This window comes from Paratractidigestivibacter faecalis (assembly GCF_003416765.1).
Taxonomy (GTDB): domain Bacteria; phylum Actinomycetota; class Coriobacteriia; order Coriobacteriales; family Atopobiaceae; genus Paratractidigestivibacter; species Paratractidigestivibacter faecalis.
Map to the genome: position 1 here is coordinate 1,053,430 of NZ_QSNG01000001.1, position 23,310 is coordinate 1,076,739.

At 67.0% G+C, this 23,310-nt stretch carries 20 protein-coding genes and 2 tRNA genes; 4 read left to right on the forward strand and 18 right to left on the reverse strand.

The annotated features are described in order from the left end of the window. Positions 1-2 precede the first annotated feature (2 nt). The 6 genes from DXV50_RS04675 to DXV50_RS04700 form a co-directional block, all read right to left on the reverse strand. Positions 3-695: a phosphate signaling complex PhoU family protein gene (locus DXV50_RS04675; RefSeq protein WP_117205019.1), complete on the reverse strand. Its 693-nt coding sequence runs from the start codon at positions 693-695 to the stop codon at positions 3-5. Further along, positions 695-1,507 (reverse strand): phosphate ABC transporter ATP-binding protein PstB, encoded by an 813-nt coding sequence (gene pstB, locus DXV50_RS04680; RefSeq protein ID WP_117205988.1) that lies wholly within the window; start codon positions 1,505-1,507, stop codon positions 695-697. Before pstB ends, DXV50_RS04675 begins: the two co-directional genes overlap by 1 nt. Then, on the reverse strand, positions 1,507-2,304 hold the full coding sequence (locus tag DXV50_RS04685; RefSeq protein WP_117205020.1) for a phosphate ABC transporter ATP-binding protein: 798 nt from the start codon (positions 2,302-2,304) through the stop codon (positions 1,507-1,509). Before DXV50_RS04685 ends, pstB begins: the two co-directional genes overlap by 1 nt. A 7-nt stretch (positions 2,305-2,311) precedes the next feature. Further along, on the reverse strand, positions 2,312-3,235 hold the full coding sequence (gene pstA / locus DXV50_RS04690) for a phosphate ABC transporter permease PstA (RefSeq protein ID WP_117205021.1): 924 nt from the start codon (positions 3,233-3,235) through the stop codon (positions 2,312-2,314). Further along, the gene (gene pstC, locus DXV50_RS04695) at positions 3,228-4,130 is read right to left on the reverse strand and encodes a phosphate ABC transporter permease subunit PstC (protein ID WP_117205022.1); all 903 of its coding nucleotides are present in this window, start codon (positions 4,128-4,130) and stop codon (positions 3,228-3,230) included. Before pstC ends, pstA begins: the two co-directional genes overlap by 8 nt. Positions 4,131-4,207: 77 nt before the next feature. Further along, positions 4,208-5,137 (reverse strand): phosphate ABC transporter substrate-binding protein, encoded by a 930-nt coding sequence (locus DXV50_RS04700; RefSeq protein WP_198666408.1) that lies wholly within the window; start codon positions 5,135-5,137, stop codon positions 4,208-4,210. A 724-nt stretch (positions 5,138-5,861) separates the two neighbouring features. On the opposite strand from DXV50_RS04700, the gene DXV50_RS04705 reads away from it, so the two are divergent. Then, positions 5,862-6,737, forward strand: coding sequence for a PDDEXK family nuclease (locus tag DXV50_RS04705; RefSeq protein ID WP_198666409.1), 876 nt, complete (start codon positions 5,862-5,864; stop codon positions 6,735-6,737). Between the two features lie 180 nt (positions 6,738-6,917). Here DXV50_RS04705 and DXV50_RS04710 read toward each other — a convergent pair whose 3' ends face one another. From DXV50_RS04710 to DXV50_RS04725, 4 genes are all read right to left on the reverse strand, one after another. Beyond that, on the reverse strand, positions 6,918-8,822 hold the full coding sequence (locus DXV50_RS04710; RefSeq protein WP_117205024.1) for an ABC transporter ATP-binding protein: 1,905 nt from the start codon (positions 8,820-8,822) through the stop codon (positions 6,918-6,920). Then, on the reverse strand, positions 8,815-10,689 hold the full coding sequence (locus DXV50_RS04715) for an ABC transporter ATP-binding protein (protein ID WP_232817458.1): 1,875 nt from the start codon (positions 10,687-10,689) through the stop codon (positions 8,815-8,817). The genes DXV50_RS04710 and DXV50_RS04715 overlap by 8 nt, the downstream gene beginning before the upstream one ends. Continuing rightward, positions 10,674-11,165 (reverse strand): MarR family winged helix-turn-helix transcriptional regulator, encoded by a 492-nt coding sequence (locus DXV50_RS04720; protein ID WP_117205025.1) that lies wholly within the window; start codon positions 11,163-11,165, stop codon positions 10,674-10,676. Before DXV50_RS04720 ends, DXV50_RS04715 begins: the two co-directional genes overlap by 16 nt. Before the next feature lie 173 nt (positions 11,166-11,338). Next, on the reverse strand, positions 11,339-11,704 hold the full coding sequence (locus DXV50_RS04725) for a hypothetical protein (RefSeq protein ID WP_117205026.1): 366 nt from the start codon (positions 11,702-11,704) through the stop codon (positions 11,339-11,341). A 106-nt stretch (positions 11,705-11,810) separates the two neighbouring features. Between DXV50_RS04725 and DXV50_RS04730 the strand changes: the two genes are divergently transcribed. The 3 genes from DXV50_RS04730 to serC all read left to right on the forward strand — a co-directional run bounded on the left by DXV50_RS04730 (position 11,811) and on the right by serC (position 13,824). Next, on the forward strand, positions 11,811-12,140 hold the full coding sequence (locus DXV50_RS04730; RefSeq protein ID WP_117205027.1) for a cupin domain-containing protein: 330 nt from the start codon (positions 11,811-11,813) through the stop codon (positions 12,138-12,140). 72 nt (positions 12,141-12,212) lie between these two features. Then, the gene (locus DXV50_RS04735; RefSeq protein WP_117205028.1) at positions 12,213-12,557 is read left to right on the forward strand and encodes a cupin domain-containing protein; all 345 of its coding nucleotides are present in this window, start codon (positions 12,213-12,215) and stop codon (positions 12,555-12,557) included. 184 nt (positions 12,558-12,741) lie between these two features. Then, complete coding sequence (serC, locus tag DXV50_RS04740) at positions 12,742-13,824, forward strand: 3-phosphoserine/phosphohydroxythreonine transaminase (RefSeq protein ID WP_117205029.1); 1,083 nt, start codon at positions 12,742-12,744, stop codon at positions 13,822-13,824. Positions 13,825-13,959: 135 nt separating this feature from the next. Here the strand turns inward: serC and DXV50_RS04745 are convergent. The 8 genes from DXV50_RS04745 to dnaE form a co-directional block, all read right to left on the reverse strand. Further along, positions 13,960-14,035: transfer RNA gene (locus tag DXV50_RS04745), tRNA-Ala, on the reverse strand. Between the two features lie 4 nt (positions 14,036-14,039). Then, positions 14,040-14,116: transfer RNA gene (locus DXV50_RS04750), tRNA-Pro, on the reverse strand. 105 nt (positions 14,117-14,221) lie between these two features. Further along, positions 14,222-15,304 carry a Holliday junction branch migration DNA helicase RuvB gene (gene ruvB, locus DXV50_RS04755; protein WP_117205030.1) on the reverse strand — a complete coding sequence of 361 codons (1,083 nt, stop codon included), beginning with the start codon at positions 15,302-15,304 and terminating at the stop codon, positions 14,222-14,224. Continuing rightward, positions 15,304-15,939, reverse strand: a complete 636-nt coding sequence (gene ruvA, locus DXV50_RS04760; protein ID WP_117205031.1) for a Holliday junction branch migration protein RuvA — start codon at positions 15,937-15,939, stop codon at positions 15,304-15,306. The genes ruvB and ruvA overlap by 1 nt, the downstream gene beginning before the upstream one ends. Further along, positions 15,936-16,442: a crossover junction endodeoxyribonuclease RuvC gene (gene ruvC, locus DXV50_RS04765; RefSeq protein WP_117205032.1), complete on the reverse strand. Its 507-nt coding sequence runs from the start codon at positions 16,440-16,442 to the stop codon at positions 15,936-15,938. Before ruvC ends, ruvA begins: the two co-directional genes overlap by 4 nt. A 239-nt stretch (positions 16,443-16,681) precedes the next feature. Then, on the reverse strand, positions 16,682-18,544 hold the full coding sequence (locus DXV50_RS04770) for an NAD(+) synthetase (protein WP_117205033.1): 1,863 nt from the start codon (positions 18,542-18,544) through the stop codon (positions 16,682-16,684). A gap of 245 nt (positions 18,545-18,789) precedes the next feature. Continuing rightward, positions 18,790-19,170, reverse strand: a complete 381-nt coding sequence (locus DXV50_RS04775) for a desulfoferrodoxin family protein (protein ID WP_117205034.1) — start codon at positions 19,168-19,170, stop codon at positions 18,790-18,792. Between the two features lie 147 nt (positions 19,171-19,317). Next, on the reverse strand, positions 19,318-23,220 hold the full coding sequence (gene dnaE / locus DXV50_RS04780; RefSeq protein WP_117205035.1) for a DNA polymerase III subunit alpha: 3,903 nt from the start codon (positions 23,218-23,220) through the stop codon (positions 19,318-19,320). Between the last annotated feature and the right edge of the window lie 90 nt (positions 23,221-23,310).

Genomic DNA, 23,310 nt, shown 5'->3' on the forward strand with positions numbered 1-23,310 from the left:
CCCTACTGGTCGAGCCCCGCGGCCTGGCTGGGCTTCTCCTCAACCCTGTGCTCGCCGGTGACGCGGAATATGGCCCAGGCGGCCACGCGCTTGGCGAGGTCTCCGATGCGCTCGAAGTACTTGGCGACCATGAGCAGCTCGGGGAGGTACTCGGCAGAGGACTTGCCGTCGCGGATGAGGGCGACGAGCTTCTCCTCCGACTCGGCATACAAGCAGTTTACCTTGTGGTCGGCCTCGATGACCCGCTGGGCCAGCTCGACGTCGCGCTCCACGAAGGCGTCGACCGCGCGCTCGACCATGGAGGCGGCGTGCTCGCTCATCTCCACGAACTCGCGGGTGAACTTGGCAGCGGCCTTGTCGGGGATCTCCTCGACGAGAAACGCCACGTCGCGGGTCATGCCGTCGATGTGGGAGAGGTCGGAGACGATGCGAAAGGCACCGGAGACAAAGCGCAGGTCGTCGCCGATGAGGGGCTGCTGGAGGAGCATCGCGTCAAGGCAGCCGTCCTCGATGGACTCGCGCAGGCGGTCCTCCGCCTTGCGGCCCTCCACGACGCCCTCCTGGGCTCCGCGGTCACCCGTGGCGGCAAGGCCGGCGGCGCGGACGTCGGCCGCGCACTTCTCCTTGAGGCGGACGACGTGCTCCTGGATGCCCTGGAGCTGGCTCGTGAACTTGGTACGCGTCTTGAGAGTCATCAGCTGAACCTTCCTGAGAGGTATTCCTGGGTCTTGGTCTGGCGAGGGTTGGCAAAGAGGTCCCTGGTGGGGCCGGACTCCACCAGCTCGCCGAGGTAGAAGAAGCAGGTCTTGTCGGCCACGCGGGTCGCCTGCTGCATGTTGTGGGTCACGACCACGACGGTGTGGTCGTGGGAGAGGCGCGCCATGAGCTCCTCCACCTGGGCGGTGGAGATGGGGTCCAGGGCGCTCGTGGGCTCGTCCATGAGAAGGACCTCGGGATTGGTGGCAAGCGCGCGGGCGATGCACAGGCGCTGCTGCTGGCCACCGGAAAGGCCCAGGCCGGACTGGTCGAGCTTGTCCTTGGCCTCCTCCCAGAGGGCGGCGCGGGTGAGGCAGTGCTCCAAGATCTCGTCGGCCTCGTCGCGGGAGAGCCTGCCCATGCGAGACGGGCCGTAGAGCACGTTGTCCCTGATGCTCATCGGGAAGGGGTTGGGGTGTTGAAAGACCATGCCCACGTGGATGCGCAGCGCGCAGGCGTCCATGGTAAAGACGTCGGTGCCGTCGAGCTCCACGCGGCCCTCGTGGCAGACGCTGGGCACGAAGTCGCACATGCGGTTGAACGTGCGCAGCAGCGTGGACTTGCCGCAGCCGGACGGCCCGATGAAGGCCGTGCAGCGGTTCTTGGGGATGGAGAGGCCGATGCCCTTGAGGGCCTGGAAGTCCCCGTACCAGAGGTTGAGGCCACGGACGTCCATGCGGCTCTCGGCCGCCTCCAGGGCGCACCTGGCGTACTCGGCCTCGGCGGGCGTTTGCGAGGTTTGAGTCTGCATCATCCGAACCTTCCGGTGAGATAGTCGACGAGTCGCTGGTCCTGGGGGTCGAGAAACACCCGGCGCGTGGTGCCGGTCTCCACCATGTCGCCCATGTAGAAGAAGGCGGTGCGGTCCGAGACGCGCTTTGCCTGCTCCATGTTGTGGGTGACGATGACGCAGCAGATGCCGGAGTCCGCGATCTGGCGGATGGTCTCCTCCACCGCAAAGGTGGAGATGGGGTCCAGGGCCGAGCAGGGCTCGTCGAACAGGACCACGTCTGGCCTCATGGCAAGCGTGCGGGCGATGCACAGACGCTGCTGCTGGCCTCCGGAGAGGGCAAGCGCGCTGCGGTCGAGCTTGTCCTTGACCTCGTCCCAGAGCGCGGCCTGCCTGAGAGACTCCTCCACGAGGACGTCGGCCTCGTCCCTGCCGGCCACGCGGCCGTGGCGGCGCGGCGCAAACAGGATGTTCTCGCGGATGGACTTGCGGAAGGGCGTGGGCTGCTGGAAGACCATGCCGATGGACTTGCGCAGCTCGAAGAGGTTCTCGCGCGGGGTGTTGATGTCGTGTCCGTGGTAGTAGATGGAGCCGCCGACGTCGCAGCGCGGGATCTCCCGGTTCATGAGGTTGATGCAGCGCAGGAAGGTGGACTTGCCGCAGCCGGAGGGGCCGATGAGGGCCGTGCAGGTGCCGGCGTCAAAGCCCAGGCTCGTGGGGTGCAGCGCCTCGTGGGCGCGGTCGTAGCGGACGGTCACGTCCACGGTGGAGAGCAGGTGGGCGTCGGCCGCGGCCCGGGTGGTGTTGTCTTGGGTCATCTCAGCCTCACTCGCTCGTCATCTTCTTGGCCAGCGCCTTGCCCAGGAGACGTGCGACCACGTTGAACAGAAGCACGCAGATGATGAGGACGCAGGCGGTGCCCCAGACGATCTCGTCGTTGCCGGGGGACGGCTCCATCTTGAGCTTCCAGATGTGGACGGCGAGGGTCTCGGCCGGGCGGAACACGTTCCAGGGGTTGCGCGGGCTCGCGAGGTTCATGCTCGCGAAGTTGATGTTGACCGCGGCGGAGCCGGACGTGAAGATCAGGGCGGCGGCCTCGCCGAAGACGCGGCCGGCAGAGATCACGATGCCGGTCACGATGGCGGGCATGGCGGCGGGAAGAAGCACGTGGATGGTGGTCTCCCAGCGCGTGAGGCCCATGGCCAGGCCGGCGTCGCGCTGGCTGCGCGGCACGTCCTCAAGCGCCTGCTGGATGACGCGTACCAGGATGGGGATGTTGAACATCGTGAGGGCCATGGCGCCGGCCAGGATGGAGATGCCCCAGCCCAGCGTGACAACGAAGAACAGGCTGCCGAACATGCCCACAACGATGGAGGGCAGGCTGGAGAGGGTCTCGATGGCGGTGGAGGCGGCCTTGGTCACCCAGTTGTCGGGCGCGTACTCCACCAGGAAGATGGCGGCGCCCAGGCTGATGGGGACGCTGATGAGCAGCGTGATCACCAGCATGTAGAAGCTGTCGAAGAGCTCAGAGGAGATGCCGGGGTTGACGTCGGCCGCAGGCGGCGTGGTGAGGAAGCCCGGCGAGAGGGCCTTGCCGATGCCCTGGAACACGATGAACGCCACGATGGCGGCGAGAAGCGCCAGCACGAAGGCCACGATGACGGTGAGGATGCCCGTGGCCACGCGGTCCTGGCGGCGAATCCTGGCGGCGTGTGCGTCGAGGTCGACCTCGTCGATGCGGTTAGCCACGGTCCTTCGCCCCCTTCGAGCCGATGAGGTGGATGACGAGGATGAAGAGCAGGCTCATGCCCATGAGCAAGAGGCCCAGGGCCCACAGGGCGTGATACTGCACCGACCCGGTGGTGGCGTTGGCAAAGCCCGAGGTGAGCGCCGTGGTGAGCGTGGCCGCGGGAGACAGCAGGCCCGCCGGCATGATCTTCTCGACGCTGCCGATGACCATCTGGACGGCCAGGGTCTCGCCGAAGGCGCGGGTCATGCCCAGGATGACGGCGGTCATGAGCGAGGGAAGCGCGCTCTTGAGGACGACGTGCCAGACCGTCTGCCAGCGGGTGCAGCCCAGGGCGTAGGAGCCCTCGCGGTACTGGTTGGGGACGGCGGCCAGGGCGTCGATGGAGAGCGTCGTCACCGTCGGCAGGATCATGACGGCAAGCACGATGGCGCCGGAGAGGATGCCAGCGCCGGTGCCGGCCGCCTCGCCGAAGATCGCGCGCATGGCGGCGTTGACCACCGTCAGGCCGATGAGGCCGTAGACGACGGAGGGGATGCCGACGAGCAGCTCGACCAGGGGCTGGAACACCTTGCGGCCAAAGCCGGGGCGGACCTCCACGACGAAGATGGCGCTGCCCAGGGCGATGGGGAGCGTGAGCAGGGTGGAGAGGAGCATCACGCCGAAGGACGTAACGATGAGCGGGAGCGCCCCGAACTTGCCGTCAGAGGGCACCCAGCTCGTGCCCGTGACGAACTGGCCGAAGTCCAGGCCGTCGACGAGAAACGCCGAGAGGCCCTGCTGGGCGACCATCACGATGAGGGTCACCACGATCAGGGCCACAAGGGCGACGCAGGCACCCGTGAGGGTGAGGCCCACGTTCTCCAGCCTTCGCTTCGGCAGCATGCGTTTTGACATGTGCGACCTTTCGGAAAACGGGAAATGCGGGGCGCCGCCCATGAGGAGGAGGAGGCACCCCCGCGAGGAGGAAGGGACTACTTGGAGGACACGTTGCCCTTGGCGTCCTTGGCGACCTTCATGTCGGAGGCGGGGATGAAGCCCTCCTCCTCGACCAGGCTGCCCTGGACCTCGTCGGACATCATGAAGTCGAGGAAGGCGCGGGTGGCCTCGTCGGCGTCCTTGGCGGTGTACATGTGCTCGTAGGCCCAGATGTTGAACTTGCCGAAGCAGACGTTCTCGGCGGTAGGCTCGACTCCGTCGACCTTCAGGGCGCGGAACTTGGTGTCGTCGTAGTAGGAGAAGGCCAGGTAGGAGATGGCGCCCTCGGTCTGCTGGATCTTCTCGACGACGGTGCCGGAGGAGTCCTCCTCGGCGACGGGGGCAAAGGACTCGGGGGCCTTCTCGCCGGCCAGGACGGCGGCCTCGAAGGTGGCGCGGGTGCCGGAGCCGGCCTTGCGCTCGATGACCTGAATCTTGCCGGCGGTGCCGCCGACCTCGGACCAGTCGGTGATGGCGCCGGTGAAGATGCCCTTGAGCTGCTCGGTGGTGAGGTCATCGACGTCGACGTTGGAGTTGACGACGGGACCCATGCCGACGACGCAGACGGTATGGTCCTCGAGCTTGGCGGCGTCGGCGGCGTCGAGCTTCTCCTCGGCGAAGACGTCGGAGCGGCCGATCTGGGCCTTGCCGTCCTTGACGTCGGAGAGGCCCTGGCCAGATCCGCCGCCGGTGATGGCGATGGTCACGTCGGGGTACTTGTCCTCGAACTTGTGCGCGGCGCTCTCGACGAGCGTCTGGAAGGAGGTGGCGCCGGAGCAGTTGACGGTGCCGGAGACGGAGGCGGCGGCCTCAGAGGCGGCGGAGTTGCCGCCGCAGCCAACGAGGCCGAGGCCGGCCATGGCGACGGTGGCGGCGCCGAAGGCGCCCAGGAACTGACGGCGGGACATGCTATCGAGCTTGGACATGCTTCTCCTTCTTTGGGGTTGTGGGCGCCCGCGCTTGGCGGCGCAGGGCCCTTGTCGAGAAGCACTCTAGGGTGTCGAGGACGCGTTTTTGGGCCGCGCCGGCGCCGTCTTACCCACGCGTGACCACGCCTTACACTCGCCTTACGCGAGCTTACACTCCACTGCAAAAACGGCATTCTGCCTGCGGGCTTACATTACAGGTCAGGCGGCGTGGGGTGGTGGCGAGCCGGATAACGCGGCGGTTGGCAGCAAATCAGTGCCAACGTCCGCAATTGAAGGCTCTTTGGCGACAATTCCGTGCCAACTGCCGCATTTCTCGGCTCAAGCGACGGGGTCGCAACCCTGCCCTCACGCCCCTCGTGTGCTTTCTGTGATTGCTTTAGCGTGCTAAAGCAAATTGCGCGCGGCTCCAAGCTGCGAGAAGGGCCCACTCCCGAAAGCGACTCGCAAGAAATCGGTAAGGCTGGTCCAGGTTCGACTCGCCCGTTTGCCCTAGCCTCGAGCCATGACGATTCTTCTCTCACATACCAGCGCGCTCGAAGCCCTTCGCAGGCTCGGCTGCATCCGGCAGGAGCCCATCGGCGCCGACGCAGTCGCCCTCGATTGCGCCCCCGACGCCTCGAGGGCGGCCGCCCTGTGGGAATCGGCCTTGCCGGGCACGCCCCAGGCGCCGTTGCACGTGCAGGTTCCGCAGGGTTCCCCGCGCAGGAGAGGAGGCGCCCTGGTGACGCACCCCATGGGGGAGCCGCCGACAGGCGAGGTTCTCTCGCTTTGCAAGGGACTCGCCTGCCCCACGCCCTCGCAGCTCCTCGTGCAGCTGGAGCCCCGTCTCACCCGACTCGAGCTGCTGACGCTCATGGAGGAGCTCATGGGAACCTACGCGGTGCGACCGGACGCGCCGCGAGGCATGGTCGCCAGGCCATCTCCCCTGCTCGCGCCCGAGGAGCTGGAGACGCGCCTGGGACTGGCTGGTAGCGCGACCAACCACAGGAAGCTCCGCTGGGCGCTCGACAGGGTCGTCCCCGGGTCCGCCTCCCCAAGGGAGTCCAAGCTTGTTCTTCGCCTTTCGCTGCAGGCGTCGCTCGGGGGTTACGGGCTGGCGGTCGCCGGGCTCAACCAGGGGCTGGCGGTCGCAGGCATCGCCAGCGGAGAAGGGCGCATGCGCAGGCCCGACGTGCTTCTCGCCAGGCCGGGACACGCGGGAGGCGACAGACTGGTGGCGCTCGAATACGACGGCGACGTCCACCTCGACGAGGAGCGTCACGCCGAGGACCTGCGCAGGACCAACGAGCTCGCGGCCGCAGGCATAGCCGAGTACCGGGTCGACAAGGCCCTCTACAAGAACCTCGGCTACATGGACTCTCTGGTGGAGCAAATACGAGCCGAGCTCGGCATGCCCAGAGAGCACCTCTCGAGACGCCAGCGGGAGCAGCGGCGCAAGCTGAGACTGGAGCTCTTTGACGAGCTGGAGGAGATTGACGGCGTGACCTGGGACGGACGAGCCCGCGAAAGGGACAGGCGCAAGGCTGGCGTCAGCGCAACGCCGCCGCAAGACCCCGTCGAAGGAGACGCCGTGCCCTTGGAGGCGTACGGCGTCTAGCGCGCCCGATGAGACGGAGCCGAGAACTGCTGCCGGTGGCACGAAGATGCCTCTCCAGAGCCTAAAAAAGCGGCCGTTGGCAGGAAATCCCTGCCAACGGCCGCAAAATCAGGCACCAGGGCCGTCGGATTGTGCCAACGGCCGCAAAATCAGGCTCCCGACACCATGTCCTTCTCGCCCCTACTCCAGCTCGAAGGCGCCGGTGTAGAGCTGGTAGTAGTAGCCCTTCTTGGCGATGAGCTCGTCGTGGTTGCCGCGCTCGATGACGTGGCCGTGGTCCAGGCAGATGATCACGTCGGAGTTGCGCACGGTGGAGAGCCTGTGCGCGATGACGAAGGTGGTGCGCCCGGTCATGAGGGCGTCCATGCCGCGCTGGACGATGGCCTCGGTGCGCGTGTCGATGGAGCTCGTGGCCTCGTCCAGGATCATCGCGGGCGGGTCGGCGACGGCGGCGCGGGCGATGGAGATGAGCTGGCGCTGGCCCTGCGAGAGCTGGCTGCCGTTGCCCGTCAGCATGGTCTGGTAGCCGTCCGGCAGACGGCAGATGAAGTCGTCGGCTCCGGCGAGGCGGGCGGCGGCCATGCACTCCTCTTCGGTGGCGTCCAGCTTGCCGTAGCGGATGTTGTCCATGACGGTGCCGGTGAAGAGGTTCACGTCCTGGAGAACAACGCCAAGGCTCCTGCGCAGGTCGTCCTTGCAGATCTTGTTGACGTTGATGCCGTCGTAGCGAATCTTGCCATCCGCGATGTCGTAGAAGCGGTTGATGAGGTTGGTGATCGTGGTCTTGCCCGCGCCCGTGGCGCCGACGAAGGCCACCTTCTGGCCTGGCTTGGCGTAGACGGAGACGTCGTAGAGCACCTGGTGGTCAGGGCTGTAGCCAAAGTCCACGTGCTCCATGCGGACGTCGCCGGCAAGCGGGGTGTAGGTGACGGTGCCGTCGTGGTGCGGGTGCTTCCAGGCCCAGTCGGTCGTGCGCTCGGCGCACTCGACGAGGTGGCCGCTCTCGTCGTACTTTGTGTTGACCAGGGTGACGTAGCCCTCGTCGACCTCGGGCTCCTCGTCCAGGAGCTCGAAGATTCGGTCGGCGCCGGCAAGGCCCATGACCACGGCGTTGATCTGCATGGAGATCTGGCCGATCTGGCCGCAGAACTGCTTGGTCATGTTGAGGAACGGCACCACCACGGCGATGGAGAGCGCCATGCCGGACAGTGACACGTTTGGCGTGCCGAGGGCGAGCAGGAGTCCGCCCGCGAGCGCCACGACGACGTAGATGAGGTTGCCGATGTTCATGAGCACGGGCATGAGGATGTTGCCGTACATGTTGGCCTTCTGGGAGACCTCGAAGAGGTGCTCGTTGAACGCGTCGAAGTCGCGCTCGGCGGCCTGCTCGTGGCAGAAGGCCTTCACGACCTTCTGGCCGTTCATGATCTCCTCGACCTGGCCCTCGACCACGCCGAGCTCCCTCTGCTGCGCCAAGAAGAAGCGCGCGGAGTTGCCGCCGAGCACCTTGGTCATGAAGACCATGAACGCCACGCCGGTCACGATGACCAGGCACATCCACACGGAGTAGTACAGCATGATGACGAACACCGTGACGAGCACGACGCAGGTCTGGAACAGGTTGGGCAGCGACTGGGAGATCATCTGGCGGATGGCGTCGATGTCATTGGTGTAGTGGCTCATCACGTCGCCGCGCTGGTGCGTGTCGAAGTAGGAGATGGGCAGGTCCTGCATGTGGTTGAAGAGCTTCTCGCGCAGCTTCTCGAGCGAGCCCTGCGTGATGATGGCCATGGCGCGGTTCCAGAACAGCGAGGCGCCCACGCCCACGAGGTAGACGGCCGCGAGCGTCGCCACGAGGCGGAACACCTCGGGCTGGGCGGCGGCCCAGTTGCCGGACCCGCCGAACTCGGTCACGACCTGCAGCGCGCCCTGGAGGAACACCGAGCCAAACGAGCTTGACACGGCGGCCACGAGCAGGCACACGATGACGGCGGGCAGAAGCACGGGGTAGAACGAGAACAGCGTCTTGATGAGGCGGACGGCGGTGCCGGCCTTGGCCTGCGGCCTCTTCTGCTGGCTACTCATCGGCCTCGCCTCCCTTCTCGGCGCCCGCGTTCGCCGCGGTTGCCGCTTCGTCCTGTGCAGCCTCCTCGGCCTCGACGTCGCTCTCGTCGGTGCCCATCTTGTTCTGCGAGGTGTAGGTCTCGCGGTAGATGGCGGAGCGCCTCATGAGCTCGTCGTGGGTGCCCACGTCGGAGATGTGACCGCCCTCCATCACCACGATGCGGTCCGCGTCCTGCACCGAGGAGATGCGCTGGGCGATGATGATCTTCGTGGTCTGGGGAAGGTACGTCGCCAGGCCGGCGCGGATCTTGGCGTCGGTCTTGGTGTCCACGGCGCTCGTGGAGTCGTCGAGGATGAGGACCTTTGGGTGGCGCAGCAGGGCTCGGGCGATGCAGAGGCGCTGCTTCTGCCCGCCGGAGACGTTGGAGCCGCCCTGCTCGATGTAGGTGTCGTAGCCCTCGGGGAAGCCATCGACGAACTCGTCGGCGCAGGCAAGGTGCGCGGCCTCGCGGACCTCCTCGTCGGTGGCGTTCTCGTCGCCCCAGCGCAGGTTCTCGGCGATGGTGCCGCTGAACAGCACGTTCTTCTGAAGGACCATGGCGACGTTGGTGCGCAGGGCCTCGAGGTCGTAGTCGCGCACGTCCACGCCGCCCACGCGCACGCGGCCCTCGGTGGCGTCGTACAGGCGCGCCACGAGGTTCACGAGCGTGGACTTAGAGGAGCCCGTGCCGCCGATGATGCCGATGGTCTCGCCGCTCCTGACGTGCAGGTCAACGTCGGCGAGCGCCTGGCGCTCGGCACGCACGGAGTACTTGAAGCTCACGTGGTCGAAGTCGATGGAGCCGTCGGCGACCTCGGTGACGGCCTGCTCGGGCGCGCCAATCGTGGGCTCGGCTTCGAGCACCTCGCTGATGCGGCGGGCAGACTCGTCTGCCATCGTGACCATGACGAAGATCATGGACAGCTGCATGAGGCTCATGAGGATCTGGAAGCCATACGTGAAGATGGCGGAGAGCTGGCCCACGTCGAACAGCGTGCCGCGGCTCGTGATGATGACCTGCGAGCCAAAGTAGATGATGACGACCCAGGTGAGGTCGACGGCGAACATCATGACGGGGTTGTTGAACGCCAGGAGCTTCTCGGCGCGCGTGAAGTCCACGCAGATGTCCTGCGCGGCATGGGCGAACTTGCCCTTCTCGTAGTCCTCGCGCACGTAGCTCTTGACCACGCGGATGCCTGTGACGTTCTCCTCGATGGACTCGTTGAGCGCGTCGTACTTGTGGAACACGCGCGTGAAGATGGGTCGCACGAGGTGGATGATGTAGAAGAGGATGAAGCCGAGCACCGGGATGATCGCGGCGTAGACCAGCGCGAGCGCGCCTCCCATGACGGCCGCCATGGTGAAGGCAAACACGAGGCACAGCGGGGTTCGCACGGCGATGCGCACGATCATCATGAACGCCTGCTGGACGTTGTTGATGTCGGTGGTGAGGCGCGTCACCAGCGAGGAGCTGGAGAACTCGTCGATGTTGGCGAAGCTGAAGCGCTGGATGTTGTAGAACATGTCGCGGCGCAGGTTCTTGGCAAAGCCGCAGCTCGCGTGGCTGCACGTGATGCCGGCGCCCGTGCCGAAGGCCAGCGAGAGCAGCGCGAGCAGCACGAGGACGGCCGCGGGCTGCAGAAGCTCCGCCACGGTGGCGCCCGCCTTGATCTGGTCGATGAGGCTTGCGGTCAGAAACGGGATGGCCATCTCGCAGGCCACCTCGCCCAGCACCAGCAGCGGCGTGGCGATGGTCACGGCGCGGTAGTCGCCGATGGAGCGCATGAGCCTGCGGATGATGGTGCCGTAGGACGCGCGCGCCTTCTTGTCCTCTAGTTCTTTAGCCATATGGTGTCTCCTCTCTCGTCTTCGTCCCTTTTAAGCTGCTCCCAGTGGTCGTGAAGCCTGTCGAGAAGCCCGAGCAGCTCGTCGAGCTCGCCCGGCCCCAGGCATGAGAACGCGTCGTGCTCGAAGCGCTCCTTATCGGCTATGACCGCCTCGGCGCGGGCGCGCCCCTCTTCGGTGAGCCTCACGACGAGCTGGCGGCGGTCCGCCTCGGAGCGCTCGCGCTCCACGAGGCCGGCGGACTCGAGCTTGCCGACCACCTCCGAGAGCGACGCTGACGTGGTCCTGGTCTTCTCGAGCAGGGCCCGCTGAGTCATCTGGCCGTCGGCGTAGTAGAGCGTCTTGAGGACATGCTGCCTGCCGCCGCGCCCGCCGCGCCTGGTGTAGATGAAGTGGCCAAAGAAGCCGATGTCGTGCAAGGCGCGGCGCTCCGGCGTCTCAAGCCGCTCGTCCTGCGCCCCCTGTTCCTCGCAACACATGGGAACCTCCCCTCGTAACCTCGGTAAAGCCTGTTTTTGACGTGGTTACACTACGGCCTTCAAAAGAGAATTGCAAGGTACCTAACGATTATTCGTAAGGTACCTTGCAATCTTCACAATGCTTCGTGTTTCTACCGGCGAGAAGGGCTTCTCGCCGTGGGGCGGAACGGGGCCTAGAAGCCCTTCGGGGCCACCGTGGGGTCGCAGTCAAAGGACTGTCCGACGGCAGTGGCCTGCGCACGGCGCAGGGCTGCCGTGTCGGCGTCCCCCTGGGCCTCGTAGGCGTCGGCCAGGCGCGTGAGGGCGTAGGCCACGTAGGCGGCGACGGAGTCCCCCATGCCGGAAAGCACCATCATGGTGACGAGGGAGTCGGGCGAGAGGGTGAGGGCCACCTCGGGGTCAAGGTCCAAGAGACCGGCCACGTCCTGCTCCACCTTGCCGGTGGCCTCGGCGTCTCCCGCAAGGGCAGCGTCCAGGTGCCTGACGACCCCCTCCACGAAGTCCCCCACTATCTCAAGGATGTAGTCCTTCTGCAGCATTGCCTCTCCTCTCGCGGTCGCATGGCCCAACGGTACTACTTTGCGAGGGCCGCGGGGTATAGTGGGTTTGATCGCCCACGCAGGAGCCCCACGAAGAAGGAGGAGCATGTCCATCAAGGGAGTGCCCACGGACGCCGCCCGCCCGATGGCGGACCTCATCGTCGCAGGCGAGCACACCGTGGCGAGCCGCGGCCTGGCACGCCAGCAGGTGGCGGACCTCACGCTCTTTGCGCTTGCGGCCGGAGAGTCCGTGAGCGAGGAGCGCTACCCCGCAGACACCGTCTACGTCTGCCTGGAGGGCACGCTCGCGGTGACGCGCGGGGGCGAGCAGGTGCTCGTGCCCGCCGGAAGCTGCCTCAGGGTCAAGGAGGGCGTCGGCCACGCGGTTTCCGGCGTCGGCGGCTCCGCGGTCAAGTTCCTGCAGGTCAACGCCTAGGCAGCGCGCAGCCGCCCATCCGCGCCCGCGCGGCGCGGCAAGAAGGACAGTCATTCAAGAAAGGGATGCCCCATGTCCGAGCTCATCAAGAACCTCCCCCACTCCACCACCCTCACCCTGGCCGACCAGCTGAGCGTCCAGGAGGGCCAGGTCTCCAGCCTCACCCTGGCCCAGCAGCCCGGCTGCAAGGTCACGCTCTTCGCCATCGACACCGACGAGGGCATGTCCAGCCACGCCGCCCCCGGAGACGCCCTCATCCTCTGCCTCGAGGGCCGCGGGGAGATCACCATCGAGGGCGTGCAGCACGTGCTTCTTCCCGGGCAGTCCGTCATCATGAGCGCCGGCGCCGCGCACGCCGTCCGTGCCCTGGAGCCCTTCAAGATGCTGCTCACGGTGGTGCTCCCGGCCCAGGCGTAACCCGCGCGATACAAACCCCGAGCTTCTGGGGCCTATGATGGCCCCACGCGAGGCGGTCCCGCCATTGGTGCGGGGCCGCCTCCTTTCTCGCCGCCTTCATAGCGAGCCTGCGATTGACGACGCCCATGCTCCCTGCGGGGCGGATAGGCGTCGCCAATCGCAGGGTCAGTGAGAGGAGAAGCCCATGCCACGCGTCTACAACTTCTCTGCCGGCCCCGCGGTGCTGCCGGAGGAGGTGCTCTCCCAGGCGGCCACCGAGATGCTCGACTACCACGGGTGCGGCATGTCCGTCATGGAGATGAGCCACCGTTCCCCCGTCTTCCAGGGCATCCTCGACGAGGCCGAGGCCGACCTGCGCCAGCTCATGGGCGTGCCCGACGACTACGCGGTGCTGTTTCTGCAGGGCGGCGACTCCTTGCTCTTCTCCACGATCTTCATGAACCTGGCCAAGAACGGCAAGGCGGACTACGTGGTCTCGGGCAACTGGTCAAAGAAGGCCTTCGAGCAGGCGCAGATCCTGGGTGACCCCAAGCTGCTCGCGAGCTCGGAGGACGGTAACTTCAGCTACGTGCCGGACGTGAGCTCCCCTGACGTGCGCGACGACGCGAGCTTTGTCTACATCTGCCAGAACGAGACCATCACGGGCACCCGCTACCCCGAGCTGCCGGACACCAAGGGCCACGTGCTGGTGGCGGACCAGAGCTCGATGTTTCTCTCCGAGCCGGTTGACGTGGGCTCCTACGGGCTCATCCACGCGGGCGTGCAGAAGAACGTGGGGCCGGCCGGCGTCCAGGTGGTCATCGTCCGGCGCGACCTCATAGCCGAGGAGCTTGCCGAGGTGCCCACCATGCTGCGCCTCAAGACCCACGCGGACGCCGGGTCCCTCTACGACACGCCCAACTGCTGGGGCATCTACGTGTGCGGGCTGGTCTTCAAGTGGCTGCTTGCCCTGGGCGGCCTGGCCGAGATGGAGGAGGTCAACCGTCGCAAGGCAGCGCTGCTCTACGACTACCTGGACGCCTCGGGGCTCTTCTCGTCCACGGTGGCGCCGCGCGACCGCTCCCTCATGAACGTGCCGTTTGTGACCGGAGACGCCGAGCTTGACCGGCGCTTTGTTGCCGAGGCGGCCGAGGCGGGCCTGGTCAACCTCAAGGGACACCGCCTGGTGGGAGGCATGCGCGCCTCCATCTACAACGCCATGCCCGAGGAGGGCGTCCGCGCCCTCGTGGAGTTCATGGACCGCTTCGAGAAGGGCGTCCGCCGCTAGGAGCGCTTGGCGGCGTCCCAAAGTGAACGGGGGTGAGTGGCACGTGCCACTCACCCCCGTTCACTTTGGCTCCTTTGGCACGCCCGTGCGCAAAAGAAAAGGACCCCGGATTGCTCCGAGGTCCTTGGCAATTCATGGTGGAGAATAGGGGGTTCGAACCCCTGACCTCGTGACTGCCAGTCACGCGCTCTCCCAACTGAGCTAATTCCCCAATCTGGTCGGGTGGACTGGATTCGAACCAGCGACCCCTTGACCCCCAGTCAAGTGCGCTACCAAACTGCGCCACCACCCGATTACTGTGCTTCGTTCGCACAGGTATTTACTTTAAAGGCTCCGCAACCAGAATGCAAGGGAAATCTTTTGACATTGCAAAAAAGTGTGGAGAAGGTCACGGCGCCTAGCGGGCCAGCGGCTCCATGCCCAGGTGGTCGAAGGCCGCGAGCGTTGCCTGGCGTCCCTGCGGGGTGCGGACCATCAGGCCGCGCTGCAGCAGGTAGGGCTCGTAGACGTCCTCCAGGGTGCTGGGGTCCTCGGCCACCGCGGACGCGATGGTGGTGAGGCCCACCGGACGGCCCCGGAAGGTCTCGCAGAGGGCGCGCAGGATGCGCACGTCCATGGTGTCCAGGCCCATCTCGTCTATCTCGAAGAACTGGAGCGCCTCGGCCGCCACCTCCCAGGAGATCACTCCCCCGCACCTGACGGTGGCGTAGTCGCGCACGCGCTTGAGCAGGCGGTTTGCCAGGCGGGGCGTGCCGCGCGAGCGGGAGGCGATCTCTGCGGCGCCCTGGTCGTCCACCTCGACGCCCAGGATGGCCGCCGAGCGCTTGACGATGACGGCAAGCTCCTCGGGGCTGTAGTAGTCCAGGCGGTAGGAGATGCCAAAGCGGTCGCGGAGCGGCCCGGTGAGAAGGCCCGTCCTCGTGGTGGCGCCGATGAGCGTGAAGCGCGGCACGTCGATGCGGATGGAGCGGGCGGCCGGCCCCTTGCCGATGACGATGTCCAGGAAGAAGTCCTCCATGGCGGGATAGAGGACCTCCTCGATCTGGTGGTTGAGGCGGTGGATCTCGTCCACGAAGAGGACGTCGCCCTCCTCCAGGTTGGTGAGGATGGCGGCGAGGTCTCCCGCGCGCTCGATGGCGGGGCCGGAGGTGGTGTGCAGCTTTGCGCCCATCTCGTTTGCCACGATGCCTGCCAGCGTGGTCTTGCCCAGGCCCGGGGGGCCCGAGAAGATCACGTGGTCAAGGGGCTCGTTTCTGCTCTTGGCGGCCTCGATGAGCACGCGCAGGTTGGCGCGGACGCGCTCCTGGCCGCAGTACTGGTCAAGCGTCTGGGGCCTGAGCGTGCGGTCCTGGTCCAGATCCTCGGCGGCAAGCTCGCCGGAGACGTCGCGGCTGGGGGCAGGGCGCCGTGGCTGGCCCGCACCCGCAACGACGCTGGCGCCGGTGTCGGCAAAGAGGTCCTTCTCGCTTGCCTCCCACATCACCTACCACCTCCGAGGCGGCGCAAGGCGTAAGCCAGGGCCTTCTCGATGGTGAGGGCGCCGGCCTCCTCGTGGCCCTCCAGGGCGAGTGCGGCCTCCTGGCTGGTGAAGCCCATGGAGAGCAGGGCCTCGGTGGCCTCGGACTCCATGGAGCCCATTGTCGCCACCGGAAGCGGCGCCTGGTCGCTCTCAGGCGAGAAGAGCCCAACGAGCTCCCTCAGGTCCGCGTTCTTGCTGAACACGTCAGAGAGCTCCACGAGCAGTCGGCTTGCCTTCTTGCGGCCGACGCCGGGCACCTGCGCCATGCGGGCGGCGTCCTGAGTGGCCACGACCTGTGCGAGCTGGGAGGGCGTGAAGGTGGAGAGAACCGCCAGCGCAAGTTTGGGGCCCACGCCCGAGATGGCGCGCAGCTGGTCGAAGAGGGCTCGCTCGCTCCTGGACGAGAAGCCAAAGAGCTCCATGGCGTCCTCGCGCACGATGAGCCTGGTCAGGATGGTGACGCCCGCCTCGCCCGCGTGCGGCAGCGCCGCCGCGGTGGTGGACGAGACGCCGAGCTCGTAGCCGACGCCACCAACGTCGAGGGTGACGTGGGAGGGGGTGACCTCCACCAGGGTGCCTGTGAGCTGGACTATCACGTGAGGGACCTCCTAGCCTCTCCGAGAGACACTGTCCTTGCGAGGTTGGCGTGGCACACCGCGGCGGCAAGGGCGTCCGCGGCATGGTCAGGGTGCGGCTCGTGGTCGAGCGCCAGGACGTTCTTTACCATGTACATGACCTGGCGCTTGTCGGCGGCGCCCGTACCCACCACGGCCTGCTTGATCTGCATGGGGGTGTACTCCCCCACCTCCAGGCCGGCGTTGGCGCAGGCCACGATGGCCACGCCGCGCGCCTGCGCCGTGGCTATGGCGCTCTTGGTGTTCTCGCCAAAGTAGACGTTCTCTATGGAGAGCGCCGTGGGGCCAAACTTGGAGATGACGCGCGTGAGCTCGTCGTATATCTTGCCCAGGCGGCGGGCGATGGGCTCGTCGGCCTTGGTGGCCACGCAGCCGTACGCGCGGGCGCGGCACATGGCGCCCCTGGTCTCTATGACGCCCCAGCCCGTGTGGGCCAGGCCGGGGTCAACCCCAAGGACTATCACCGACGCGCCTCCCTCCTGCCATCTAGAACGTTCGTTCCATACTAGCACGTTGGGAGAGGGTCGGGCCCGCCAAGAGGCACGAATCTTTGGGCAATGCCGAGCCGAGAAACGCGGCCGATGGCACGCCCGCGCCCCGTACGAGCCTCGGAATGCGGCCGATGGCAGCCAAACCCTGCCATCGGCCGCAATTCTCGGCTCATGGGGCGTCGCCGCGTGCCAACCGCCGCACTTCTCGGCCCCTAGTTCTCGGAGAAGGGGCCGTTCCAGAGGCCGCCGCCGGGGCGCGAGGGACCGGAGCCGTGCCTGTCAGAGGCGTCCTGCCCGGAGGCGCCCGCCTGCGGGCCAGGCTCCCCTCCGCCCAGGCTGAGCCCGCCGCCCAGGGACACGTCGCGGAGAAGCCCCAGGAGCTCGTGGGCGTCCTGGGGAAGCCCTCCCTGCCCCGCGGGGGCAGCCTGCGCGGCCGGGGCCTGGCGCTTCTCGTCGCTGCCCTCGCGGTCGAAGGCGGCAAGCGTGGCTTCCAGGCGCTCCTCGTGCGGACGCACCCGGTCGGACCAGGCCAGGCCCAGCGGGCTCCTCACCTCATCCAGGAGCTTGGAGGACATCATGAGCACGGGCGGGGCGGCGCGCCTTGCCCAGGAGAGCGCCCTCACGCGCGCGAGGATGGCGCAGACGGCCTCCTCGTGGCCGCGGGCCTCCACGATGTCGCTCACGGGCAGCTCCCACTCAACGTAGCTGGCAAGCACGTAGTCCGCAAACTCCAGGCGCGTCTCGGAGGAGTGCCCGCACGCGGCAAGGCCGGGCAGGTCGGGCAGGTCGTAGGCCATGCGTGCCGCGGCCGGGATGACGGGAGAGACCGTGTTTCTCATGTGCGCGAAGGCGAGCACGTCGGAGCGGTAGACGTCGCCCAGCGGGGCCAGGGCTCCGGCGTCAAGCCCACGCGGCCCCTCCAGCGCGAGGCCGGTCTTGTCGCGGGACGAGAGCGCGACGCCGCCCACCTCGCGTGCCAGGGCCGCAAGGTGGGCCTGCGCCACGTCCGCGCGCAGGAGCGGGTCCCCCTCGCTGGGCGCAGAAGGGCACTCGCGGGTGTCCACGCGCAGGTTCCGGCAGAGGTCGCGGGCAGCGGACAGAGCAACGGGGCCCAGGTCGGGGGCTATAAGCGCGTGCACGTGCGTGGGACCGAGGGCATCGGTGGCAAGGGCCGCCAGGACGCTCGAGCCCAGGCGTCCGTCGGCGAGAAGCGCCACGTCGGAGGCCCCCAGCTGCGAGCAGGTCTGCCCGAGGCCCAGCGTGAGCGCGCCCCAGGAAGCGGCGCCGCGGTCGAAGACCTCGGGCGTGAGCGCGTGCGGCAGCGGCCCCTCGGAGGCGGGGTCCACGTCGCAGACGAGCAGGGCCTCCTCCAGGGCCTGCGCCTGCGCGGCCACCTCTCCCCAGGGGGCCAGCACGAAGCTCGAGCCCGTGAACGTCTCTGCGTCGTAGCAGCCGAGCGAGCCCACGCCGCAGATCCAGGCGCCGGTGGCGCGCGCGTCCGCCAGGAAGCGGGAGTCCGCCAGGGCCGGGCCCAGCGCGGAGGAGGCGTCGTCCATGGAGAAGCCATAGGTGGAGAGGTAGAGGATGACGTTGACGTCGTAGTCGCACTCGTCGTAGTCATCGAGGTCGTCGTAGCTGCAGGCAATGCCCAGACGGGCACCCGCGAGCTCCACCTCGGGCAGCGCGCGCGACGAGGCCGCGCGACGACGGGCGGGCACGGGAGAGTCGGCCGCCACGGCGTCCTCTAGGAAGGCGGAGAGGCGCAGGGGCCTCACGTCGCCGTCGACGACGAGCATGGCCTCGGGCGTGGGCGTGCCGTCCACGTCGGCCGTGGCGGGGACCAGGCAGGGGCAGGCGAGCCGCTCGGTCAGGCCCGAGAGCGTCTCGGCCAGGTCGAGGAGGAACCCCTCGCGGTCCACGTAGGGCACCCCCGCCGCGCCGGAGAGCACGTTCATGGGAAAGACCAGCAGGTCGACGCCCTGGTCGGCGGCACGGCGGGAGTAGGCCGCCATGCGGTCCGCGGTAGTGGCAAAGTCCCCCGCGAGGCTCCCCAGTTGCGCGATGCCCAGTCTCATGTGACGCTCCTTGTCCGTGGTCGGTCGTTTGAGTATACGGCGAGAAGTGCGCTCATGCCCGACCCGGGGCAGCCCGACACATCCCCTATGGCGCAAAGCTACGCTGCGCAAAGAGCTTTGCCGCCATAGGGGATGTGTCGGGCACGCTGCGGCGGCGTCATCCCAGACCACGGACAAGGAGCGTCACATGAGACCGGGACAGGGGTCGCTTCCGCCCTTATGCCGCTGTGGGGGTGGCGTGGTTGCTAGGCTTCGGCCTTCCAGAGGCCGTGGAGGTTGCAGTACTCGTAGACGGTGACGGGCACGCCCTCAGGCACCCAGAAGCCGGCATAGGGCCTCTCGCCGGGCTCGAGGTGGGCCAGCTGCAGGCGCCTCTCGCAGGCCACAGCAATCCACTGGATGTGGTGCTCGGGCAGCATGGGGTGCTCGACTGAGCCCACGGTAACGCGAAGCACGTTTCCCTCGCGCGTGACCTCAGGCACGTGCTTCTCGACGGCCGCGTCCACAGAGCCCGCAACCAGGAGCTCCATGGGCTCGCCGCAGCAGATGGGAACGGGGCCTCCGTCCTCCACAACGGCGACGAGGTTACCGCAGTGCCTGCAACGATAGAACTTGACCTCGGACATGATGACTCCCCTCCGTGCGTGCGGGCCGCCCCTTGCGGCCCCTCACCGGGGTTCTACCCATCATGCCCGAGGCGCTGGCAGACGTCCGTCCGGCAACGTGTCCCATATTTGCGAAAAAACGAACACGTCCCCAATTTGCGGGGAGGGCTAGGCCACGCAGATGTGGCCGGCCAGGCCCACGATGTCGGTCACCTCGGCGAGAAGCACCATGTTGCGGGCGTCCACGCGGCAGGGAAGCTCCATGCGCATGGTGTCTCCGCTCTCGGCCTCCACGCGCAGCTCCACGTGGTCCAGGCCCGGGTAGCGCGCCAGCACGCTTCCCAGCTCGTCCATGCGGCCGCGCGTGAGCATGCTGGCGGGCATCATGACCTCGACGACCTTGGGACGGTTGGTCTTCTCGTTGAGGACGAGGGGCTCCACCTCCATGCAGATGATCTGGTTGCCGCGGTCGCTTCTCTCCAGCTTGCCGGAGACCTTGACGAAGACGTCTCCCTCGGCCTCGCCGGTCTCCTCGTCCACGTGGGGCGTCAGGGCCTCGGCGCACTTCTTGTACAGCTTGGGGAAGATGACCAGCGTGGTCTCTCCCTCCATGTCCTCAAGTGTGACGACGGCCATGGGGTCGCCGTTCTTGGTGGTCTTCTTCTGCACGGACGAGACCATGCCCGCAAAGCGCAGGACCTTGCCCTCGGGCACCTTGAAGCGCTCGTGGACGCCGCCGGCGGAGTCCGTGAACTCCTCGGAGACCTCGATGTCGGAGAGCGAGTAGTCGCGCGCCTTGTTGAGGGCGTACTCGTACGGGCGCAGCGGGTGGTCAGAGACGTAGAGGCCCAGCACCTCGTGCTCGCGCTTGAGCTTCATGGAGCGGTCCCACTCCACGCCGTCGGGAGGCGGCACCTCCTCCTTGAAGCCGGAGCCCTCCACGTCGCCGAACATGTCGAACATGGAGAACTGCCCGCTCGCGCGCTCCTTCTGGCGCTTGGCCGCCGCGTCGATGATGTTGGCGGGGTTGGTCTTGTCGACGAAGCCCATGAGCTGCATGCGGGTGTAGCCGGTGGAGTCGAAGGCGCCCGACATGATGAGGGCCTCCACCACGCGGCGGTTGGCCTGCGAGGAGTCCACGCGGTCCACGAAGTCGTGCAGGCTCTTGAAGGGGCCGCCGGCCTCGCGCTCGGCCATGATGGCGTCGCCCACGCCGTCGCCCACGCCGCGGATGCCGGCAAAGCCAAAGCGCACGCCGTCGGCGCTGGCCGTGAAGTCGCGGCCGCTCTCGTTGATGTCGGGCGGCAGGATGTCCACGCCCTCGCGGCGGAAGGCCGTGACGTAGTGGACGATCTTCTCGGTCTTGCCCATGTAGGAGGTAAGTACCGAGGCCATGTACTCCTTGGGGAAGTAGGCCTTGAGCCAGGCCGTCTGCATGACCAGGATGGCGTAGCCGGCCGAGTGCGACTTGTTGAAGGCGTAGGACGCAAACTCCAGGACGTCGTCCCAGATGCGCTGGGCGACCTCGCGCTTGTAGCCGTTCTCCACCGCGCCGTTGATCCAGTGGTCGTAGATGGTCTCATCGGCGCCGTTGGCCTCCCAGTGGAAGACCTGGTCGGTCAGCATCTTGATCTTCTTCTTGGCCACCGGCTTGCGGATGCGCGAGTCGGACTCGCCCGGCGAGAAGTTCGACATCTTCATGGAGATCTGCATGACCTGCTCCTGGTAGACCATGGTGCCGTAGGTCTCGTCCAGGATGTCGGAGAGGCGGTCGTCGTAGAAGGCGACGGGCTCCTTGCCGTTCATGCGGTTGATGTAGCTCGTGACCATGCCGGCGCCCAGGGGACCCGGGCGGTACAGGGCGATGAGAGCGACCACCTGGCGGTACTCCTTGGGCTGCATGCCCTTGATGGTGGCCGTCATGCCCGCGGACTCGATCTGGAAGACGCCCGCGGTGTGGCCGCGGCCCATGAGCTCGAAGATCTTGGGGTCGTCGAAGGGAATCTTGTCGACGTTGATGTCCACGCAGGTGGCGCCCGGCTTGATGGTCTGGCGCACGACCTCGGGCATCTGCTCGATGTCGGCCACGCCGGGGTAGCTCTTGCGGATGTTGGCCAGGGCCTTGGAGATGACGGTCAGGGTGCGCAGGCCAAGGAAGTCCATCTTGAGCAGGCCCATGTCCGCCACCGAGTGGCCCTCGTACTGGGTGATCTCGACGCCGCCCTTGGTGTCCACCTTGGTGGGCACGTGGTCGTTGACGGGCGTGGGAGCGATGAGGACGGCGCAGGCGTGCACGCCCTCGCCACGGTGCAGGCCCTCGATGGAGAGGGCCGCGTCGATGATGCGACGGGAGTCGGCGTCCTTCTGGTAGGCCTCGGCGAAGTCGGGCGAGAACATGTCCTCCTTGCCGTCGCACTTCTCGAGGACGAACTTCAGCTTTGCCTTGGGGTCGTTGGTGATCATCTTGGAGAGCTTCTGGCCCTGCCAGACAGGGAAGCCCAGGACGCGGCAGGCGTCGTTGATGGCCTGCTTGGCCTTGATCGTGGAGTAGGTGATGACGTGGCAGACGCGCTCGGGGCCGTAGAGCTCGCGCACGTGCTGCACGACCTCCAGGCGCCGCTCGTCGTCGAAGTCCATATCGATATCGGGCATCTCGGAGCGCTGCGGCGAGAGGAACCTCTCGAACATCAGGCCGTTGGAGAGCGGGTCGAAGGTGGTGATGTCCATGGCGTAGGCGACGAGGGCTCCGGCGGCCGAGCCGCGTCCCGGGCCCACGCCGATGCCGTTGTGCTTTGCCCACTGCACGTACTCCTGCACGATGAGGAAGTAGTCGGCGAAGCCCTTGGTACAGATGATGTCGTACTCGTGGTTCAGGCGGTCCAGGACGTTCCAGCCGCCGATCTCCACGTTCTTCCAGTCCTCGCCGTAGCGGATGGCCAGGCCCTTCTCGCACTCCTCGCGGAAGCGCTGCTCGGAGGTCTCCCCCTCGCGCAGGCCAGGGAACTTGGGCAGGTACATGTGCGTCCAGTCCAGCTCGTAGTCGCACTTGGCCGCCACCTCGAGGGTGTTGTCGATGACCTCGGGGCACCAGGAGAAGAGCTTGCGCATCTCCTCCTCGCTCTTGATGTAGAACTCCGTGCCCGTCATGCGCTTGCGGTTGACGTCGTCCACCTTGGACGCCGTGCCGATGCACGAGAGGATGTCCTGGGTGGGGGCGTCCTCGCGGGTGAGGTAGTGGTTGTCGTTGGTGGCGATGACCTTGATGCCGAGCTCGCGGCCCAGGCGAACGATCTGCTCGGAGAGGGAGCGGTCGTCAAAGCCGCCCCAGGCCGGGTCGGACAGGCCGTGGTCCTGGACCTCGAGGTAGAAGTCCTCGCCGAAGATATCTCGGAAGGTGAGGGCCCACTGCTTGGCCTCGTCGGGCCTGCCCTGAAAGTACATGCGCGGGATGATGCCCGACACGCACGCCGAGCTGCAGATGATGCCCTCGTGGTAGCGACGCAGCATGTCGAGCGTGGTGCGCGGGTAGTAGTAGAACATCTCGCCGGAGGCAGCCTCGCTCATCATCTTCATGAGGTTGACGTAGCCGGTCTCGTTCTTGGCAAGGAGCAGCAGGTGGTAGCGGTGCTGCTTGGTGCCCTTCTGGATGCAGTCGTCGGTGATGAAGTAGGCCTCGCAGCCAAAGATGGGCTTGATGAGGAGCTCGGGCCGGTTGGCCTCGACGGCGGCCAGGTCATGGCCGGACTCCTCCCAGACGGCCACGTCGGAGGCCCACTGGGCGTGGACGCGGTCGTGCGGGCCGGCGTCGGCGGCGTCCGGCTCGGGCTCCTCGAGCTCCCAGCCCTTCCTGAAGCACTCGACGTCGTGCTTCCACTGCTTCATGTCCTTCTGGGCGTCGTTGTACTTGCGGCACTCCAGGTCAAAGTCGGGGACGCCGAACATGTAGCCGTGGTCCGTGAGGGCCAGGGCCGGCATGTTGAGGTCGACGGCGCGCTTGACCATGTCGGGGATCTTGGTCGCGGCGTCGAGCATGGAGTAGTCGGAGTGGTTGTGCAGGTGGACGAAGGCCATGGGCACCTTCCGTTTTGGTCGTGATCTTCTCAGCCTCTGAGCATAGCGGGTTCGGCGGGCTGCCTTGGTGCCGTCCGCCGAACCCCATCA

What these genes read in the sequence shown, in the direction of transcription:
- pstC (WP_117205022.1), bottom strand. Translation starts at nt 4,130, where the DNA reads ATGTCAAAACGCATGCTGCCGAAGCGAAGGCTGGAGAACGTGGGCCTC.
- dnaE (WP_117205035.1), bottom strand. Translation starts at nt 23,220, where the DNA reads ATGGCCTTCGTCCACCTGCACAACCACTCCGACTACTCCATGCTCGAC.
- serC (WP_117205029.1), top strand. Translation starts at nt 12,742, where the DNA reads ATGCCACGCGTCTACAACTTCTCTGCCGGCCCCGCGGTGCTGCCGGAG.
- DXV50_RS04730 (WP_117205027.1), top strand. Translation starts at nt 11,811, where the DNA reads ATGTCCATCAAGGGAGTGCCCACGGACGCCGCCCGCCCGATGGCGGAC.
- DXV50_RS04735 (WP_117205028.1), top strand. Translation starts at nt 12,213, where the DNA reads ATGTCCGAGCTCATCAAGAACCTCCCCCACTCCACCACCCTCACCCTG.
- DXV50_RS04720 (WP_117205025.1), bottom strand. Translation starts at nt 11,165, where the DNA reads ATGTGTTGCGAGGAACAGGGGGCGCAGGACGAGCGGCTTGAGACGCCG.
- pstB (WP_117205988.1), bottom strand. Translation starts at nt 1,507, where the DNA reads ATGCAGACTCAAACCTCGCAAACGCCCGCCGAGGCCGAGTACGCCAGG.
- ruvB (WP_117205030.1), bottom strand. Translation starts at nt 15,304, where the DNA reads ATGTGGGAGGCAAGCGAGAAGGACCTCTTTGCCGACACCGGCGCCAGC.
- DXV50_RS04775 (WP_117205034.1), bottom strand. Translation starts at nt 19,170, where the DNA reads ATGTCCGAGGTCAAGTTCTATCGTTGCAGGCACTGCGGTAACCTCGTC.
- DXV50_RS04770 (WP_117205033.1), bottom strand. Translation starts at nt 18,544, where the DNA reads ATGAGACTGGGCATCGCGCAACTGGGGAGCCTCGCGGGGGACTTTGCC.
- DXV50_RS04725 (WP_117205026.1), bottom strand. Translation starts at nt 11,704, where the DNA reads ATGCTGCAGAAGGACTACATCCTTGAGATAGTGGGGGACTTCGTGGAG.
- DXV50_RS04685 (WP_117205020.1), bottom strand. Translation starts at nt 2,304, where the DNA reads ATGACCCAAGACAACACCACCCGGGCCGCGGCCGACGCCCACCTGCTC.
- DXV50_RS04675 (WP_117205019.1), bottom strand. Translation starts at nt 695, where the DNA reads ATGACTCTCAAGACGCGTACCAAGTTCACGAGCCAGCTCCAGGGCATC.
- DXV50_RS04710 (WP_117205024.1), bottom strand. Translation starts at nt 8,822, where the DNA reads ATGAGTAGCCAGCAGAAGAGGCCGCAGGCCAAGGCCGGCACCGCCGTC.
- DXV50_RS04700 (WP_198666408.1), bottom strand. Translation starts at nt 5,137, where the DNA reads ATGTCCAAGCTCGATAGCATGTCCCGCCGTCAGTTCCTGGGCGCCTTC.
- DXV50_RS04715 (WP_232817458.1), bottom strand. Translation starts at nt 10,689, where the DNA reads ATGGCTAAAGAACTAGAGGACAAGAAGGCGCGCGCGTCCTACGGCACC.